This window comes from Flavobacterium facile (assembly GCF_036321945.1).
Taxonomy (GTDB): Bacteria; Bacteroidota; Bacteroidia; order Flavobacteriales; family Flavobacteriaceae; genus Flavobacterium; species Flavobacterium facile.
The window spans coordinates 14,807-33,007 of record NZ_JAZAYT010000033.1; the positions used below are offsets into that span (position 1 = coordinate 14,807).

Genomic DNA, 18,201 nt, shown 5'->3' on the forward strand with positions numbered 1-18,201 from the left:
TTGGGCTGGTTGTACAACAATCTTGGCGGTGTTTATTCCTATAATAATATAGATATTAACAAAGGAACTTATTATTTTAAAAAAGCCTTTCATCACACAAAAAATCTTAAAAATAATAGTGATTTTTTAGTGGCAGCACTCAATATTGGCGCCAATTTAATCGAACTAAAACAATATGAAGAAGGGAAAAAATACTTAGATAAAGCAAAAGACAAGGTTTTAGTTTCTAATGAAATGGATGTTATTATTTCTATGTATGCTTCTTATTCAGCGTATTATGATTTATATAAAAATGATTTTAAAAATGCTGAAAAAGCTTATTTTGGCGCTATAGAAGCTGGTAAAAAAGATAATACGCCAGCAATTAGAATGAACTTACTTGATATTTATAAATCATTTGCTGAGTTTTATAAAAAATACAATAAATTAGAAAAATCTGTTGAATATTATAAACTATATATCGATTTAAACAGTGAAATTTATAACGAAGAACAAAAAAACATACTTCAAGGAAAGGATCAAACATTTAGATTAGATTTAATAAATTCGAGAATTGAAAAAGTTGAACAAGAAAATAAAGATTACGTTAAAAAATTAAATTTCAATAAATACTTTATCATTTTCCTTACCATCTTAGTGTTTACTTTTTTAACTCTATTGTACTTTCTTTATAAAAACTTTACTAAAAATAGAAAAATTAATATAAAACTAAAAAAAGCAAATATAGAATTATATGTTGCAAAACAAAAAACAGAAGAAATAGCCAAACTTAAAACTCAGTTTATGTCAACGGTTAGTCACGAATTACGAACGCCTCTTTATGGAGTAATCGGTATGACTGAGATAATTGAAAATGAACATGCCGAATTAAAAGATAGTAAATACATAAATTCATTAAAGTTTTCAGCAAAATATTTATTGTCATTAATCAATGATGTTTTAAGTTTATCCAAAATTGAATCGGAAAATATTGAGCTTATTTATGAAGATATTAATTTTAAAAGTGAAATCGAAACTATAGTAAATTCTATGGAAGTGATTGCTAAGCAATATTTTAATGTTATCACTTTAGAGTTAGATTCAAATGTTCCAAAATATATTAAAACCGATAAAACAAGACTGTCTCAAATTTTAATAAATTTATTGAGTAATGCACTAAAATTTACAAAAGATGGAAACGTTAATATTCATATTTATGTCGTAAATAATTCTGTTTTAAATTTTGAAATTACAGATACTGGTATAGGAATTCCTCAAAAATATATTGATAAAGTTTTCGATAAATTTGTTCAAGTGGAAAGAAATTCCGACGAACAGTTTCAAGGAACAGGATTAGGTTTAGCCATCGTAAAACGATTTGTGGATTCATTTGACGGACAAATTCATATCGATAGTGAATTGAATAAAGGAACAACTATTCGATTTTCTATTCCATTAATTTTAGGAAAAGAAGTAGAAAGAAGTACTTCAAATAAAAACGGCATGACTATTGATAATTTGAGTGTTTTAGTAGTGAAAGACAATAAAGTAAATCAGATTGTTACGCAAAAAATACTTAAAAAAAACAAGATGATTTGTACCATAGCGGTAGATGGTTTTCATGCCTTAGAAATTTTAAAAAACAATAAATTCGACATTATTTTAATGGATATACATATGCCTAAAATGAACGGTTTTGAAACTACAGAAAAAATCCACGAATTAGGAATAACTACTCCAATAATAGCTTTAACTGCTTCGGGTAAATACGAGTTAGAAGGTGATATTTCAAAGTACAAAATGAATGATATTTTAGTAAAACCTTTCGAATTTACTGATTTGCAAAATTTAATAATCAAACACATAAATTTATAGAATTATATGAGTTCATTAAAATATTTCCTAATAGTATTAATTAGTTTTCAATTAGGATTTGCTCAAAATAAAAAGTACACCTCTAAACAAGTAGATAGTTTGTTTGAGTTAGGTAATAATTATTATAAAAAATCTGATTATTATAATTCATTAAAAGAATTAAGATTTGCCTTAATTGAAGCAGAGAAAATAAAAAATGACACATTAGTTTCAAATATTTATAATAGAATAGGAAGAAACTTTGCACAAATTAAAAATTTAGAATTTTCAAATTATTTCTTTAATAAATCTTTAGTATTAGCCAAAAAAACTAACAACTTAAAACATCAAATTCTTGTATTAAATAATTTAGGCAACCTTTTTACGGCGTTTAGTGAAAAAAAATCTAATCAAAAACAGGCTATATCTTATTATAAACAAGCGTTGCGACTCGCAAAAAAAAATAGTCTTAATGAAGATATTTGCTTAATTTCAATGAATTTAGCATGGTCCTATTTAAAATTTAAAGAATTTGAAAATGCTAAACCTTATTTAGACGATTTTATAAAGTTACATCCAAAATATGGTAATAAACTTTTTAATAACATCGTTTATATGTTGCAAGCAACCTATTATGAAGGAATTGGCCAATATCAATTAGCTGAAAAAACGTATGAAGAGGGGTTCGCAACATTTAGTGAGAAATTAATATTTAAAGAAAAAAAAAGCGAATACTTATATAGATACTCCAGATTATTATCAAAAATAAATAAACCACAAGAAGCTGCATTATACTTAAAACAAGCCGATAGTATTAATGAAATATTTTATAATAAAGAAATATTAAATAAAGCAAAAGAAACTTCTTCAGCTTTAATTTTAGATGCTTTCAAAATCGATAAAATTAAAGCAGACTTTGAATTAAAAAGTAAAGAACAAAATTTAAAACTCAACAAAAATATATTTTACATAGCTTTAATTTTTCTTGCAATAATTAGTTGTTTTTCTATTTATATTTTAAAGTTATATAAAAATAAGAATAAAATTAATGAACAACTTACCAGTCTAAATATCGAATTAGAAAAGGCTAAACTTGTAGCAGAAGAGTCAAATGAAATGAAATCTAAATTTGTTTCTACGATAACCCATGAACTTCGTACGCCGCTTTTTGGAGTTATTAGCTTAACAGAAATTTTAGAAAAATCAGTAATTGAAGAAGAAAGTAGAAGCCATTTAAAATCATTAAAATATTCCGCTAAGTATTTATTAAGTTTAGTAAACGATGTTTTGCAAATTTCAAAACTTGAAAATAAAAATTCTAAATTAGAAAAAAGTATTTTCGAATTTAAAAGCATAATCAATTCAGTTAAATTAAATTTAGAACAAATTGCAATTCAAAATAATAATAAATTTGTAATAGATATTGGTAACAATGTGAATGAATATTTTTGCTCAGATGAAGTTAAATTGACTCAGTTGTGCCTAAATTTAGCTTCAAATGCATTAAAATTTACAAAAAATGGAGATGTAACTATTAAAATTGATAAAATAAATGAAATCGATAATTTACAAGTTATTAAATTTAGTTTTATAGATACAGGGTTTGGAATTTCAGAAGTAAATCAGAAAAGGATTTTTGATAAATTTTTTCAAATAACTCCTAAAGACAATTTTTTTCAAGGAAGTGGCTTAGGATTAACAATTGTAAATGATATTTTATTACTTTTTAATTCTAAAATTGAATTAAAATCAGAAATAGGTAAAGGTTCTGAATTTAGTTTTATTCTAAATTTAGAAAAAGCTACAAACAGTAATCAGTTTGAAACAGAAGTTATAAATCATGAGTTTAATAATTTAAATGTATTAATTGTAGATGACAACAAAATAAATCAAATAGTAACTTCTAAAACTATTAAAAATTTAAACTGTATACCAACTATTGCAGATAATGGATTTGAAGCTATTGAAATGATTCGATTAAAGGAATTTGATATCGTATTAATGGATATTAATATGCCAGAAATTGATGGGTTTGACACCACTATAGAAATTAGAAAATTTAATAAAAACATTCCAATTATTGCTTTTACTGCTTTTGATAAATCAGAAATTCAAGAAAAAGTACAAATATCTGGTATTTCGGATGTTTTAAACAAGCCCTTTACAAGTTCTGAATTAATACATATAATTACAAAATTTACTTCTTCAAGTAGCATATAATTATGAATTACTTTTATATTATATAAAAAAAAATCCATTTTTTTTAAAAATGGATTTTTGTATTTAATCGTTTTTGTTATTTTTTGTTTTCGACCCAATTTCTAGCATTTACAAATGCTTCTAACCAAGGAGTCACTTCGTCTTTCTGTCCTCTTTCTGGATAGTTTGCCCAGTTCCAAGGGAAAGTAGAACGTTCAATATGTGGCATCGTAACTAAATGTCTTCCAGTTGCATCACACATCATTGCTGTGTTATAATCTGAACCATTTGGATTGGCCGGATAACCTTCGTAACCATATTTAGCTACAATGTTATAGTTTTCTTCCGATAATGGTAAATTAAATTTTCCTTCTCCATGCGAAATCCAAACTCCTAAAGTTGTACCTTCTAAACTAGATAGCATCACCGAATTATTCTTCTGAACTTTTACAGAAGTAAAGCCACTTTCGTGCTTATGAGAATCGTTATGTTTCATTTTTCCGTGAACTTCGTGTTCTGGAGTAATTAGTTCTAATTCCATCATTAACTGACAACCATTACAAATCCCAACAGAAAGTGTGTCTTCTCTTTTGAAGAAGTTTTTCAAGGCTGTATTTGCTTTTTCGTTGTATAAAAAGGCACCAGCCCAACCTTTTGCTGAACCTAAAACATCTGAATTCGAAAATCCACCAACAGCTCCTATAAATTGAATGTCTTCCAAAGTTTCACGACCAGAAATTAAATCCGTCATGTGAACATCTTTAACATCAAATCCTGCTAAATACATCGCATTTGCCATTTCACGCTCAGAATTACTTCCTTTTTCACGAATGATTGCCGCTTTTGGTCGGTTTGTTGTAGAAGTCGGAGTTAATTTTCCATCAAAATGAGATGGGAATGTAAACTGTAAAGGTTGATTAGCAAAATTCTCAAATCGCTCTAACGCTTTTCCGTTTTTAGCTTGTTTTTGATCTAATAAATACGACGTTTCAAACCACGCTTTTCTATATTTTGAAACACTTAAATTGAAAGTATCATCGAAGTTTGTAATAGAAACTGTATCTGAATTCGTAACCGTTCCAATGTTGAAAATTTCAACACCATTCGCTTTAAATTTAGCTTCTACTTCTGCATCAGCTTGAAAAACTACCGCAATATTTTCAGAGAATAATAATTTAGTAGAATCGTTTTCATTGATAGAAGTTAAGTCGAAATTCGCACTTAAATTCACATCAGCAAAACACATTTCTAATAAAGTTGTGATTAAACCACCACTTCCGATATCGTGACCCGCTTTGATTTTTCTTTCTTTAATTAAATCTTGTAACGTATTAAATGCTTTTTTGAAGAAAGCAGCATTTTTTATAGTTGGTGTTTCATTTCCAACTTTATTTTGTGTTTGATTAAATGACGAACCACCTAATTTAAACGAATCTTGAGATAAGTTTAAATAGTAAATATTTCCACCATTACGTTGTAAAACGGGTTCTACCACTTTCGTAATATTGGAACAATTTCCAGCTGCTGAAATAATAACCGTTCCTGGTGCAATTACTTCATCATTAGGATATTTTTGCTTCATTGAAAGGGAATCTTTTCCTGTTGGAATATTTATTCCTAATTCGATAGCGAAATCTGAACAAGCTTGAACTGCTTCATATAAACGAGCATCTTCACCTTCATTTTTACAAGCCCACATCCAATTCGCAGATAACGAAACTGAATCTAAATTATCTTTTAAAGGCGCCCAAACTAAGTTAGAAAGCGATTCTGCAATAGCATTTCTTGTACCAGCAACTGGATCAATTAAAGACGAAATAGAAGCGTGGCCAATTGAAGTGGCAATCCCTTCTTTTCCTTTAAAGTCTAAAGCCATTACACCTACATTGTTTAAAGGCAATTGTAACGGTCCAGCACATTGTTGTTTTGCTACTTTTCCGCCTACACAACGGTCAACTTTGTTGGTTAACCAATCTTTACAAGCTACAGCTTCTAATTGTAAAACTTGCTCTAAATAGGTTGGAATTTCTTTTGAGTTATATGTTGAATTACTGTAATTTCTAGCAATTGTTTTGTCATTCATGATAGTTTTTGGCGAACTTCCGAAAAAGTCTTCCAAAGCGTAATCCATAGGTTTTAAACCTGTAGATTTTGATTCGAATGTAAATCTATGATCGTTAGTTACCACTCCTACTTCATACATTGGAGAACGTTCTCTATCTGCAATTTTTTGTAAGATGTCCATGTCTTTTTCACCAATTACTAATCCCATTCTTTCTTGAGATTCGTTTCCGATGATTTCCTTTGCAGAAAGTGTTGGATCTCCAACTGGTAATTTATCTAAATCGATTAATCCACCGGTTTCTTCTACTAATTCTGATAAACAATTTAAGTGTCCACCCGCACCATGATCGTGAATCGAAACAATTGGATTGTGATCGCTTTCCACTAAACCACGAATAGCATTCGCAGCACGTTTTTGCATTTCTGGATTAGAACGTTGGATCGCATTTAATTCAATTCCTGAACCAAAAGCTCCCGTATCTGCTGATGAAACCGCAGCTCCACCCATTCCAATTCTATAATTTTCTCCACCAAGAATGACAATTTTATCGCCTTCTTGTGGCTTCTTTTTAATCGCTTGATCTAATTTTCCGTAACCAATTCCACCCGCTTGCATAATTACTTTATCGTAACCTAATTTACGATTTTCTTCATTATGTTCGAAAGTTAAAACAGAACCAGTAATTAACGGTTGTCCAAATTTATTTCCAAAATCTGAAGCTCCATTTGAAGCTTTAATTAAAATATCCATTGGTGTTTGATACAACCAAGGACGTTCTGCCATCGCTTCTTCATGTTTACGATTGTTATTTAATCTTGAGTAAGATGTCATGTAAACAGCAGTTCCTGCTAATGGTAACGAACCTTGTCCACCTGCTAAACGGTCACGAATTTCTCCACCAGAACCTGTCGCAGCTCCATTGAAAGGCTCCACAGTTGTTGGGAAATTATGTGTTTCTGCTTTTAAAGAAAGTACAGAATCAAATTCTTTTTCTTCATAAAAATCAGGTTTGTCTGCACTTTTTGGTGCGAATTGTGTCACTCTCGGACCTTTAACAAAAGCGACATTATCTTTATATGCCGAAACGATATCGTTAGGGTTTTCTTGAGATGTTTTTTTGATTAACTTGAATAATGAGGTTGGTTTTTCTTCACCATCCACTACAAAAGTTCCGTTGAAAATTTTATGACGACAGTGTTCTGAATTGGCTTGTGAGAAAGCAAAAATTTCAGAATCTGTTAGTTTTCTTCCTAATTTAGTTGCTAAATTATCTAAATATTCGACTTCTTCTAAACTTAAAGCTAAACCTTCTTGTTTGTTGTACGCATCAATATCGTCAATTTCTAAAATCGCTTCAGGTTGAATATTTACCGTGAAAATATCTTGATGTAATTCGGTATATTTTTGAAGTAACATCGGATCAAAATCATTGAAATCAGCCGATACTTTTTCGAATTCTTCGATTCTAATAATCCCTGAAATCCCCATGTTCTGAGTGATTTCAACCGCATTTGTACTCCAAGGTGTAACCATAGCAGCACGTGGTCCTACGAAATTTTGAGAGATAGTTTTACTGTCAATTTGTTGTGTTTCTCCAAATAGCCAGTTTAGTTTTTGGATGTTTTCGGTAGAAATTTCAGATTGTGCTTGAACTGCAAATACTGTATTGCTTTGGTTTCCAAAGAAAAAAATCATTATGTTGAGTTGTTAGTTGTTTGTGGTGCAAAGTTAAACTTTCTTATTAAAGTATAAAAAAAAAGAGCGGTAAAAACCGCTCTAAATTTGAAATTTATGGTAAATATTCATAAGCCCCAATATCTGATGAGGTTGCCCTAGAATTTCCTAGAATATCAGCAAAATTTGAAAAGCTTAAATTTGCGTTTCCAATTACTGATGAACCCAGTAATATGTTAAGTTTATTTTTATCCGTGTTTTTAAATTTTGGATTAAATGAGTTGGAGTTATTTGAAATTAAGCATCCCGTAAATAGTGCAGAATTGTTAAAAGCATAAAGCGGATTACTTCCAAATTGATTATTAAAATCATTAAATCTAATTAAGCAATTATCGAATTTGTAGTTGAAAGTTCCAGCGAATTTTTCGAGCGAAATACCTAAATTACTCGAACCATAAAAAATACAATTCTTAAAATTAGTATTAGTTAAATGGGTTGGTGTGGTTGAATTTATATCTTCATTATCCATAACCAAGCAGGTTTGACTTGGAGCACTCCAATAATTAGCAAATGTACAATGTGTAAAATCATAACTTCCACCAAAAGTGCAGGCTAAACTCGCTTGTCCGCAATTGTTAATCACCACGTTTTTACCAGTCATATTTCCAGTTCGGGCTAAAATTCCCACATTCGCACAATTGTAAATTTGTACATTTGTCATATCAATAGTTGGAGTAGGAGTGCCATCATTTCCAGTAACTAACATTCCAACTGTTGCATTCTTTATAGTTAAATTAGTGATATTATTTGCTTTACTTCCAGGTAAAAACCAAACGGTTCCCCATTGTCCTGCTGCTTCTGCATAAATTGGTTCTAGTCTGTCACCTTCAAAAGTCACTTCGTTGTTGACTAAAACTGAACCGTCTGTGTTATAAGTGCTTAATCCGCCATTTATATCCAAACTCGCATCGTCAGCAACAATTAAACCTGAATTGGCATGAAAATGAACTTTCGCACCAGCATCAACGATTAAAGTCTCGTTTTCTGGAATTTTCGCATAGCCATAAACTACATAGGGTTTATCATTGGTCCAATGCAATTCATCACCATTAACAACGTCGGTATGACTTAAATTGGTTCCTGTTATGTTTACAGGATCGGTATTTGTCCCTAAATTAATTTGTTCGTATGTGAAATTATTTGGACTGCCACTTCTTTCAGGATAAATAAAAACGGCATCTTGAATTAAAGTCACCAATTCTACTTTTTGAAAATCTGTTGCACCGCCAAATTCAATTCTATCTGTATATAAAAAATCAGTTGGATTAGCATCAGCAACATCTGAAGTCACTTCAATAAAAACAAACATACTGTCGTTTGCCAAAAGTTCTACATTTTCAAACTCTTTTCCAGGAACGCCATCTACCATTAATCGGTAGTTGGAAGCTTGTCCTTTTCCTAATCGTATTCTCGGAATAGAAATATTTTTGTTACTGTTATTGTAAACTTTCAAAGTATAAGTACTCGATCCAATATTCGTGAAAACAGTATCTAAATAAACGGTTTCTTTAGAAAATGATAAAGTTCCAATACTCGATTCAAAATCAAGCTCGTTTCTACACGAAGTGAAAGAAAAAGTTGCAATTAAACCAAGTATAAGTATGAATTGACGCATAGTGTGTTAAATTTTATTTAAAACGAAAAAATCTTCGTTTTGGTATATTTTTATTCGAAATATAAATTTGTAACTTTGTAAAAATAACTATTTATGTTTAATAAAGAAAAGTTTTTAGCACTTTGTAACGAATGGTCTAAAAACACCTTAATGGAAACGCTTGAAATTGAGTATATTGATGCTGGTGAAGATTTTTTAAAAGCGAAAATGCCTGTCAATTCAAGAGTGCATCAACCCATGGGCTTACTTCACGGTGGCGCTACAGTTGCTTTAGCTGAAAGTGTAGGAAGTGCAGCTTCATTAATGTTTATTAATCCAGAAAAACAAGAAGTTCGCGGTATAGAAATCAGTGCTAATCATTTACGAAGTAAGCGAGAAGGAACGGTTTATTGTACGGCAAAAATTGTTCATAAAGGCGCAAGTATTCATTTGTGGGAAATTAGAATTGTGGATGAAAAAGACAAATTAATTTCTCTATGTAAATTGTCTAATATGGTATTATCAAGAAGAGAAAGATAATGAATGTATTAGAAAAAGCTACTTTCAGTTTTCAAAATCAATTGCCTTTTGTAGTTTATGCGAAGCCAAATGAAACAACTTTATGTGGTGTTTTTCCAAAAGATGCTGTTTTAAATGTATTTGAAAATCAAAGTGGTTTTGTTTTTGCAAGTTTTTACCATGACACAAATGTAGTTTTTCCTTTATCCGATTCAGAAATTTTTCAAGAAGAAATGAATCTTGAAATAGAGGAAAATTTAATCCATATTGATTCAAAATCTGATGTAAACACTCAAATTTCTTTTGAAAATTTAGTCAGAAATGGTGTTTCAGAAATTGAAAAAGAAACCTTTAAAAAAGTCGTTTTATCTCGTAAAATAGAAGTTTCTCAATCAGTTGATGTTATAAAATCATATCAAAAACTATTAAAAAAATACCCAACAGCATTTAGATATTTATGGTTTCATCCGAAAGTTGGTTTATGGATGGGCGCTACACCAGAACAATTAGCAAAAATTAAAAACAATACCTTTGAAACAGTTGCTTTAGCTGGAACCCAAGTTTTTTCTTCAGCTATTACTTGGCAAGAAAAAGAAATTGTAGAACAGCAATTGGTAACAGATTATATTAAAAATCGAACAGAAAATTTAGTTGAAGATTTAAAAATTTCTGATTCGTACACACAAAAAGCGGGGAATTTAGTACATTTAAAATCAGATATTTCAGGAAAGTTAAAGCATCATATTTCAGAAATTGACATTATAAACGCTTTACATCCAACTTCTGCAGTTTGTGGAATGCCTTTAGAAGCAGCCAGAAATTTTATTTTAGAAAACGAAAACTATAATAGAAAATATTATTCAGGTTTTTTAGGCGAATTTCAAATGCATGAGCAAACCAATTTATTCGTAAATTTGAGATGTTGCGAGTTTGTAAATACCAATACCAATACCAATGTCAATCTCAAAAATCAATCTAAAGTCAATATTTACGTTGGTTGCGGAATTACAAAAGAAAGTCAAGCCGAAAAAGAATTTATAGAAACAGAAAATAAAGCCAAAACGATTTTGAGTGTTTTATGTTATTCGTAAAACCTTTTAAACTCATAAACTAATACCTTTTAAACCAGAAACATGAAACTAGACATATTAGCATTCGGCGCACATCCAGACGATGTAGAATTAGGTTGTTCAGGCACAATTGCCAAAGAAATTTCTTTGGGTAAGAAAGTCGGAATTATCGATTTAACTCGTGGTGAATTAGGCACACGTGGAACAGCTCAAACCAGAGATGCCGAAGCTGCGGAAGCTGCCAAAATTTTAGGAGTTCCTGTTCGTGAAAACTTAAATTTTAGAGATGGTTTTTTTATCAATGACGAAGCACATCAAATAGAAATTATCAAAATGATACGCAAATACCAACCAGAAATTGTGTTGTGTAATGCCATTGTAGACAGACATATCGATCACGGAAAAGGTAGCAAGTTAGTCAGTGACGCTTGTTTTTTATCAGGTTTATCAAAAATTGAAACAGAGCTAAATGGCGAAAAACAAACGCATTACCGACCAAAATTAGTATATCATTACATACAATGGCAAAACATTGAGCCTGATTTTGTTGTTGATATTTCTGGGTTTATGGACGTAAAAATGGAATCGGTAAAAGCATATAAAACACAATTTTATGATCCAAATTCTAAGGAACCAGTAACGCCAATTACTTCTAAAAACTTTTTAGATAGTGTGATTTATCGTGCAGTTGATTTAGGACGGTTAGTTGGCGTGGAACATGCAGAAGGTTTTACTGTGGAAAGATATTTGACAGTCAATAGTTTAGGGGATTTGTTGTAAAATTGTTGTAAAATTTATTAAATTTTCTTTGCAAGTTTCAAGTTTAGTCTTATATTTGCACCCGTATTCATACATGGTGGTTGTAGCTCAGTTGGTTAGAGCATCGGTTTGTGGTACCGAGGGTCGCCGGTTCGAACCCGGTCTTCCACCCAAAAAAAGCCTTACAGAAATGTAAGGCTTTTTTTATGCCTAAAAAAAATCGTCCCGATTATATCGGGACGATTTTTTAGTTTTATTTACTTTCTCTTTAAGATTAGTAATCCCATAATACTAATTACTAAAATTGATAATGCAGTAAGTACGGTTACAAAATCTCGTATTGATTTTCCTGCCCATTCTAAATATAAAAATTTATGAAATAATGCAAAAGTATACCCTTCAGCTCTGTCATAATTATTTACTTTTGCTGCAATTCTGGATGTATTAGTTTCAATGAAAAAAGTATAGTTTTCCGGTGTATTGTAAGCGATTTTGGTAACAGGAAGACGTTTGTTAACGAAACCATATTCTCTTTTATCAAAATCATTTAAAATAGCAACTTCTTTTTGATTGCTTTCCTCTAATAAATTACGATCTATAAATTGATGTTCTTTGTTTAATTCGGTAACTAAAAATTGAGCATATTTTAAATCTAAATCTTCTGGTTTATTAAGTTGATTGATATTGTAAAACGAAATGGTGTAACTTGGTTTTGGTTTGTTTTTTAAATCCTTATTGTCAGTTTTTTCTATTTTTTTAGTGCTACTTCTTAAATATGTTTTGTTATTAAAATTGATCAAGCCAAAATTGATATCTTCATTCCAATCTAAGTTTAATTTCTTAATATCAAAATCAATACTTTTTGTTTTGAAAATTGGCTCATAAACTAAAGACGTAATGGTATTGGGTTCCCATTTTTTGATAATATGAAATAAGCCACTTAAAACAAAAGCAAACGTGAAAAAGGAAAATAATAGCCCTAGTTTTCTATGATTTTTTCTTGCTTTTAGTTCGCTTGTTGTCGTGTTTATCTTTTTAAATTGCTTCCAGAATAAACCATAAATAATTAAGCCGCTAAGAGCACTCAATAAAATTATTAATGACGAAAAGCCAACTAAAATAATTCTGGCATATTCATTTGAAATTTTTTCTATAAAGGAGAAATTATGAAACGTATCAAAAAACCAAATAAAGGCTTGACGCGATTTGGGATTAAAAGTAGCCAATTTACTAGATGATGTTTCTACATAAATTTCCATTTCATCATTACGATTAAAAGAAATTTTATGAACAGGTAAATACCTATTAATGTATTTATATTGATTGTCAAATTCCGTTAAAACAATATGGTTTGATACTTTACTAATACTATCATTTAAAAAATATCTCGATAACCATTCTGCATATAAATTGTCACCATTTTTAAGCAAATTGGACGTCTGTGTATTGAAATACATGAATTCATTTTTACTGTTTTTAACTTGATAAAACTGTTGGTTTTTAAAACTAACAATTCGGAAGTTTTTTATGGATTCTATTTTATTTTTAGTTAAAACTTCTTTTAATGTAAAATTAATTTTTGTCGTATCAATTTTCTGATTTTCTAAATATTCCTTTGCTATTTCTGGTTTGAAAAAATGTGACATCATAGGATGCATAATTCCAGATAAACTCCAAAATATCACTGGAATTATCGTGAAAAAAGCTAAATATTTATGATATTTATAAATATTTTGTTTCAATCTTTTTTTAAATTTTGAATCTTTTGTTCTCATAATTATTTCTTTAAATCAAAACTATATTGGAATCCAAACATAAAAGTTCTTGGAGCAGCCACGGTATATGTTGCTTGCGAATTACTCGTGTTTCCTCTCGTTACATTATATGCGTATAATTTGTCCGTTGCGTTTAAAATATTCGTAAATACCTCAAAACTTCTCCATTTATAACCTAATCTCGAGTTAAAAATAGTGTACCCTTCATATTTTACAGTGTTAATTTGATCTTGGTAAAAGCTAGAAACATACTGACATTCCACAGCAATTCTGAAGTTTGGAAACCAATTTGGTTTATAAGTAATTTCACTATTTCCTGACCATTTTGGAGCGGAAGGCATTTCAAATCCATCTAAGTTTTTAAGCGCATCTGTTGGTTTTGCCGACACATCAAATTTTACAAAAGTATGTTGTGCTGTTGTTCCGCCAACTCTAAATTGCAATTGCTTAGAATGGTAATAATTCAAAGAAAATTCTACACCTTTATGTCGGGTTTGTCCAGCCGATTGGTAATCGAAAGAATTATCTGCTTGACGAATGTTTAACAACTCATTTTTACCATTTAATAAGTAAAACGCATAATCTATCGTCAGTTTGTTAGTGATTAAATTCGCATAACCACCAATTTCATAGTTTCTGAATAAAGCAGGTTTTAAATTGTAATAAAAATCAGCTGGAATTCCTGTATTTCCTCCAGTTCCTGGTTTTAATCTGAAAATTGAAGTGACTCCAGGTGGTGTAAATCCTTCGGAATAATTGATGTAATACCCCACGTTTTTATTGATGATAAAGTTCAATCCGCCTTTAAAAGTGGTGCTTTCATACTTCTGATTTCCTTTACTGTTGTTCAAGTAATTATTGTAACTCAAATCCATAATATCATGTCGCATTCCAAAAGTTAAAATTAAATCGTGATTCAATTTAGTTTTCGTTTGAATGTAGGCTGCAACATTTTTTACTTCCGAATCGTAATCGGCTAATTTCAAACCATTTTCACCTAAATTTTCATAACTAGAAACCGTTTGCCCGCCAGGATTTAAATTGGCTTTTAAATTAATTTGGTTCGAATAATAACTAATTGGAGAATAATCATATAAAAATCCAGCAACTGCTTCTGTTTTAAGGATATTTATGTTTTGAATTTGCTGAATTAAAGCGCCATAACTTTTAAAATTATTCGAGTTTACTTCTCCTTTTGCTGTAGCTTGACCAGTTGTCCAACGAATTCCGTATGATGGATTTTGTCCTAATTTATTGTCTCTAAAATAAGTTGTAATGGAAGTTTTTGAGGTAGTGTTCCATTCTTTTTCAAAAGTTAATTTGGTTCGTAAAGCTTCGGATTTTCTATAAGTAAAATCGGTTTGACTTGTATAATTTCTATCATAAAATGTTTTTTCATTTACACTTCCAAACATATCAGAATTGTAATTTCCGTTGAAAATCGTACCAATTAACTTTGTTTTGTTATTGAATTGATAAACTAATTTCGCATTAATATTCGCTTTTTTATAATCAGAATAAGCCATCCATGAATCTTTCTGATCGGCATATAAACCAGCAACATGAACACCTAATTTTCCAAAAGTTGTACTTCCAGAACCAGCAAAATTTCTATAACCAAATTGATCGGCCTGTAAACCAATTTTGAAACTCGGATGCCAACTCGGATTAACCGAAATTAAATTGATAGAACCACCAATAGCATCTGGGCCGTAAATAGATGAAGTTGGACCTTTTACCACTTCAATATTCTGTAAATTGAACTGATTAATTTCTAACAAAGCGTTATGATTAAAAATTCCTAAAGGTCGAATAGGTAAGCCATCTTCCAAATATAAAAAATAGGAATTGGTAGTCATAGGTTGTCTTATGGCCATAGAATGTTGCTCGTTACCTAAGTTGACCATTATCGCACCTGGAACTTTATTAACCAATTCGTACATGGAAGTGGCTTTAGTTTCTTCAATTGTTTTCTTGGATAATTTATGAATGGCAACGGGCATTTCCGCCTTTTTTGTTTCAGTTTTATTAGCCGTTACAAACACTTCTTCAATAGTATTTGCAATTGTGTCGTTGCTTTTTGAGTTTTGCGCAACAACAAGGTTTCCTACTAAAAATAGTAAGATAATATAAATGTTTTTCATAGCAAGTTTAGACTAAAATCTTCTTTTTCGAGACGATTATAGCACAAGATTATGTTTCAATAGAATTTTCTACTGAAAGGGATTAAAATTAAATTTCGATACATCAGTTTATAAAAAATAAACGTTCTAAAAATTAAATTTTAACAAAGTGGTGGGTGAAAAATACGATTTGTTAGGGTTGGAATTTCACTTTCGATATAAAATGAAAACGAAGATTTTGGAGTTTGAAAATTGTAGAAAGTAAAGGTAAATTCAGGTTGAATAAATACCAATTCCATTTTTTCTTTATATGAAATAGGAAGGTTAGAGTCATTTTCTGTTTCTGAAACTTTCTTCAATTCTTTTTTCAAATGACAATGTCCGTTACAGGTATTTTCCTTTTCTTCTTTTTTCTCACAAAGCGTTTTGGCAATATAATCTTGATTCATTTTGAAACTAATCACAACGAAAAAATTGCTAATTGCTGGCAAAAAGAGTAAAAAACAGATGAATATGGAAATTGTTTTTTTCAGAATTGAAATTTTATGCAAAAATAGGCTATCAATGGAAATTAAAGAAACTTTATCGGGAAAAAATTACTTATTTTTGTTTCTGTATTAATTATCAGAATACTTAATGCCAAACTGGAATACGTACATAAAGGAATATCAAAATTATTTGCTATTGGAACGCGGATTGTCTCCGAATACGATTGAAAATTATAGTTTTGATATTGAAAAATTAGTTGGTTTTTTGTCTGAAAACAATATAGATGTTTCTCCAATTAAAATTACCGATGAACAAGTGCAACAGTTTATTTATACGATTTCCTCACAAGTAAATGCGCGAAGTCAATCGAGAATCATTTCAGGATTAAAGAGTTTTTTCAATTATTTAATTTTCGAAGATTACCGAAAAGACACACCTTTAGAGTTAATTGAAGTCCCAAAAACAGGCAGGAAATTACCAGATACACTTTCAACTCAAGAAATCGATTTACTGATAAACGCGATAAACTTAACTTCGGCTGAAGGTGAACGCAACAAAGCAATGTTAGAAACCTTGTACAGCTGTGGTTTACGAGTATCCGAATTGGTAACGCTAAAAATTTCCGATTTATTTTTCGAAGAAGGTTTTGTCAAAATTACTGGAAAAGGAAACAAACAGCGTTTTGTACCGATTGGTTTACCAACTCAAAAAATAATTCTGAATTATAAAAACTTCATTCGTAGTCATTTGCCTATTCAAAAAGGACATGAAGATACGTTATTTCTGAATCGTCGTGGAAAACAACTCACTCGCGCCATGATTTTTACAATTATTAAAGATTTAGCGGTAAAAATCGATTTAAAAAAGACGATTTCTCCACATACTTTTCGTCATTCATTTGCCACGCATTTATTAGAAAATGGAGCCGATTTACGTTCTATACAATTGATGCTAGGTCACGAATCCATCACAACTACAGAAGTCTATATGCATTTAGATAGAAAATTCTTAGCAGAAGTGATGGACAGTTATCATCCAAGAGGAAAATAATATTAAATAACTTTTTCTATTGAAAAACTTGTAGAAAGTGATTTTCCGGTTGAACCACTATTTTGGGATTTAAGTTTAGCATTTCTATTAGCACCAGTGATTGATGAATCATAATCGCTAAAAATTCTAAATCCATAAGTATGCCCTTTGTCTAATTGTAAATAATTTGAAATTCCAAAACTCTCGTTTCTTCCTGGTGTCATAGAAGCACTGTTGTTATCTCTGTGTTTAAATGTTCTTCTTAAAACCCAGTTATTATCTGTGAAATCCCAAAGTCCAATTAAAATATCTAAATCATAATCATCACTAGTATAGTCTCCAATATCAAAATCCATTGATATTTTATAATAACCAGTGTATAAAGGAGCATATTTTCCTGATGTTCCATTGTATTCACTATTCACATCTATTAATTCATTGGATAAAATAATCTCTTTAAAGTTGTAATCTTGATCTAACAAAATATCGGAATTTAGAAATCCGACAAATTTTGTTCCTGGTGCTGATGGATCAGAATAACTATTTACTAATGTTCCATCTGGTTTAGCGTAAACGGCAACAGTTTTGCTATTTGGATTAGCTAAACCTCTAACTCTAACATCTCCATTTACATCTAACTCTTTTGTTGGGTTTGTGGTATTAATTCCTACTTGAGAAAAACTGAATACTGACAATAAGGCGAATAAAAATGATAATTTAATTTTTTTCATTACTATGTTTAATATTATTAATTAAATAGTAAGTTGATTATTGCAAACTTGGGGGTTTTACTTTGCAAAGGTCTTATAAAAATAAATTTAATAATATTATTTTCGATGAATGCATCATTTAATCGATAGATTGCATCTGCTCTATGTTTTGACAGTTATAAATCTCAATAAATATTTGTGAATTTTAAAGTTATAATTGCGTGTTGTTTTTGTTTTTTTTTGTGTAAAAATGCTAAAAAATTTTATATTAATTAGTTTTAGCGTAGATTGTGGGAAATATT

The 18,201-nt window shown here is 30.0% G+C and carries 12 protein-coding genes and 1 tRNA gene; 7 read left to right on the forward strand and 6 right to left on the reverse strand.

The features are described 5' to 3' along the window. Positions 1-1,854, forward strand: a complete 1,854-nt coding sequence (locus UEQ13_RS09135) for an ATP-binding protein (RefSeq protein ID WP_329806046.1) — start codon at positions 1-3, stop codon at positions 1,852-1,854. 6 nt (positions 1,855-1,860) lie between these two features. Next, the gene (locus tag UEQ13_RS09140; protein ID WP_329806047.1) at positions 1,861-4,053 is read left to right on the forward strand and encodes an ATP-binding response regulator; all 2,193 of its coding nucleotides are present in this window, start codon (positions 1,861-1,863) and stop codon (positions 4,051-4,053) included. Positions 4,054-4,129: 76 nt separating this feature from the next. Here UEQ13_RS09140 and purL read toward each other — a convergent pair whose 3' ends face one another. Further along, a complete protein-coding gene (gene purL / locus UEQ13_RS09145; RefSeq protein WP_329806048.1) occupies positions 4,130-7,792 on the reverse strand; it encodes a phosphoribosylformylglycinamidine synthase in 3,663 nt (1,220 codons plus the stop codon). A 94-nt stretch (positions 7,793-7,886) separates the two neighbouring features. After that, positions 7,887-9,446, reverse strand: coding sequence for a hypothetical protein (locus tag UEQ13_RS09150; RefSeq protein WP_329806049.1), 1,560 nt, complete (start codon positions 9,444-9,446; stop codon positions 7,887-7,889). Positions 9,447-9,539: 93 nt separating this feature from the next. Between UEQ13_RS09150 and UEQ13_RS09155 the strand changes: the two genes are divergently transcribed. From UEQ13_RS09155 to UEQ13_RS09170, 4 genes are all read left to right on the forward strand, one after another. Next, entirely contained in the window at positions 9,540-9,965 is a 426-nt protein-coding gene (locus tag UEQ13_RS09155; RefSeq protein WP_329806050.1) for a hotdog fold thioesterase, read from the forward strand. After that, positions 9,965-11,035 carry an isochorismate synthase gene (locus UEQ13_RS09160; RefSeq protein ID WP_329806051.1) on the forward strand — a complete coding sequence of 357 codons (1,071 nt, stop codon included), beginning with the start codon at positions 9,965-9,967 and terminating at the stop codon, positions 11,033-11,035. The genes UEQ13_RS09155 and UEQ13_RS09160 overlap by 1 nt, the downstream gene beginning before the upstream one ends. A 42-nt stretch (positions 11,036-11,077) precedes the next feature. After that, on the forward strand, positions 11,078-11,794 hold the full coding sequence (gene bshB1, locus UEQ13_RS09165; RefSeq protein ID WP_329806052.1) for a bacillithiol biosynthesis deacetylase BshB1: 717 nt from the start codon (positions 11,078-11,080) through the stop codon (positions 11,792-11,794). Between the two features lie 75 nt (positions 11,795-11,869). Continuing rightward, positions 11,870-11,945: transfer RNA gene (locus UEQ13_RS09170), tRNA-His, on the forward strand. A gap of 85 nt (positions 11,946-12,030) precedes the next feature. On the opposite strand, the gene UEQ13_RS09175 is transcribed toward UEQ13_RS09170, so the two are convergent. The 3 genes from UEQ13_RS09175 to UEQ13_RS09185 all read right to left on the reverse strand — a co-directional run bounded on the left by UEQ13_RS09175 (position 12,031) and on the right by UEQ13_RS09185 (position 16,120). Next, on the reverse strand, positions 12,031-13,548 hold the full coding sequence (locus tag UEQ13_RS09175) for a PepSY-associated TM helix domain-containing protein (protein WP_329806054.1): 1,518 nt from the start codon (positions 13,546-13,548) through the stop codon (positions 12,031-12,033). Positions 13,549-13,550: 2 nt separating this feature from the next. Next, the gene (locus UEQ13_RS09180) at positions 13,551-15,692 is read right to left on the reverse strand and encodes a TonB-dependent receptor (RefSeq protein ID WP_329806055.1); all 2,142 of its coding nucleotides are present in this window, start codon (positions 15,690-15,692) and stop codon (positions 13,551-13,553) included. Between the two features lie 140 nt (positions 15,693-15,832). Continuing rightward, on the reverse strand, positions 15,833-16,120 hold the full coding sequence (locus UEQ13_RS09185) for a hypothetical protein (RefSeq protein ID WP_329806056.1): 288 nt from the start codon (positions 16,118-16,120) through the stop codon (positions 15,833-15,835). 187 nt (positions 16,121-16,307) lie between these two features. Here UEQ13_RS09185 and UEQ13_RS09190 point away from each other — a divergent pair, with 187 nt between their 5' ends. Further along, positions 16,308-17,210, forward strand: coding sequence for a site-specific tyrosine recombinase (locus UEQ13_RS09190; RefSeq protein ID WP_329806057.1), 903 nt, complete (start codon positions 16,308-16,310; stop codon positions 17,208-17,210). A 2-nt stretch (positions 17,211-17,212) separates the two neighbouring features. Here UEQ13_RS09190 and UEQ13_RS09195 read toward each other — a convergent pair whose 3' ends face one another. Continuing rightward, the gene (locus UEQ13_RS09195; RefSeq protein WP_329806058.1) at positions 17,213-17,920 is read right to left on the reverse strand and encodes a hypothetical protein; all 708 of its coding nucleotides are present in this window, start codon (positions 17,918-17,920) and stop codon (positions 17,213-17,215) included. Positions 17,921-18,201: the final 281 nt, after the last annotated feature.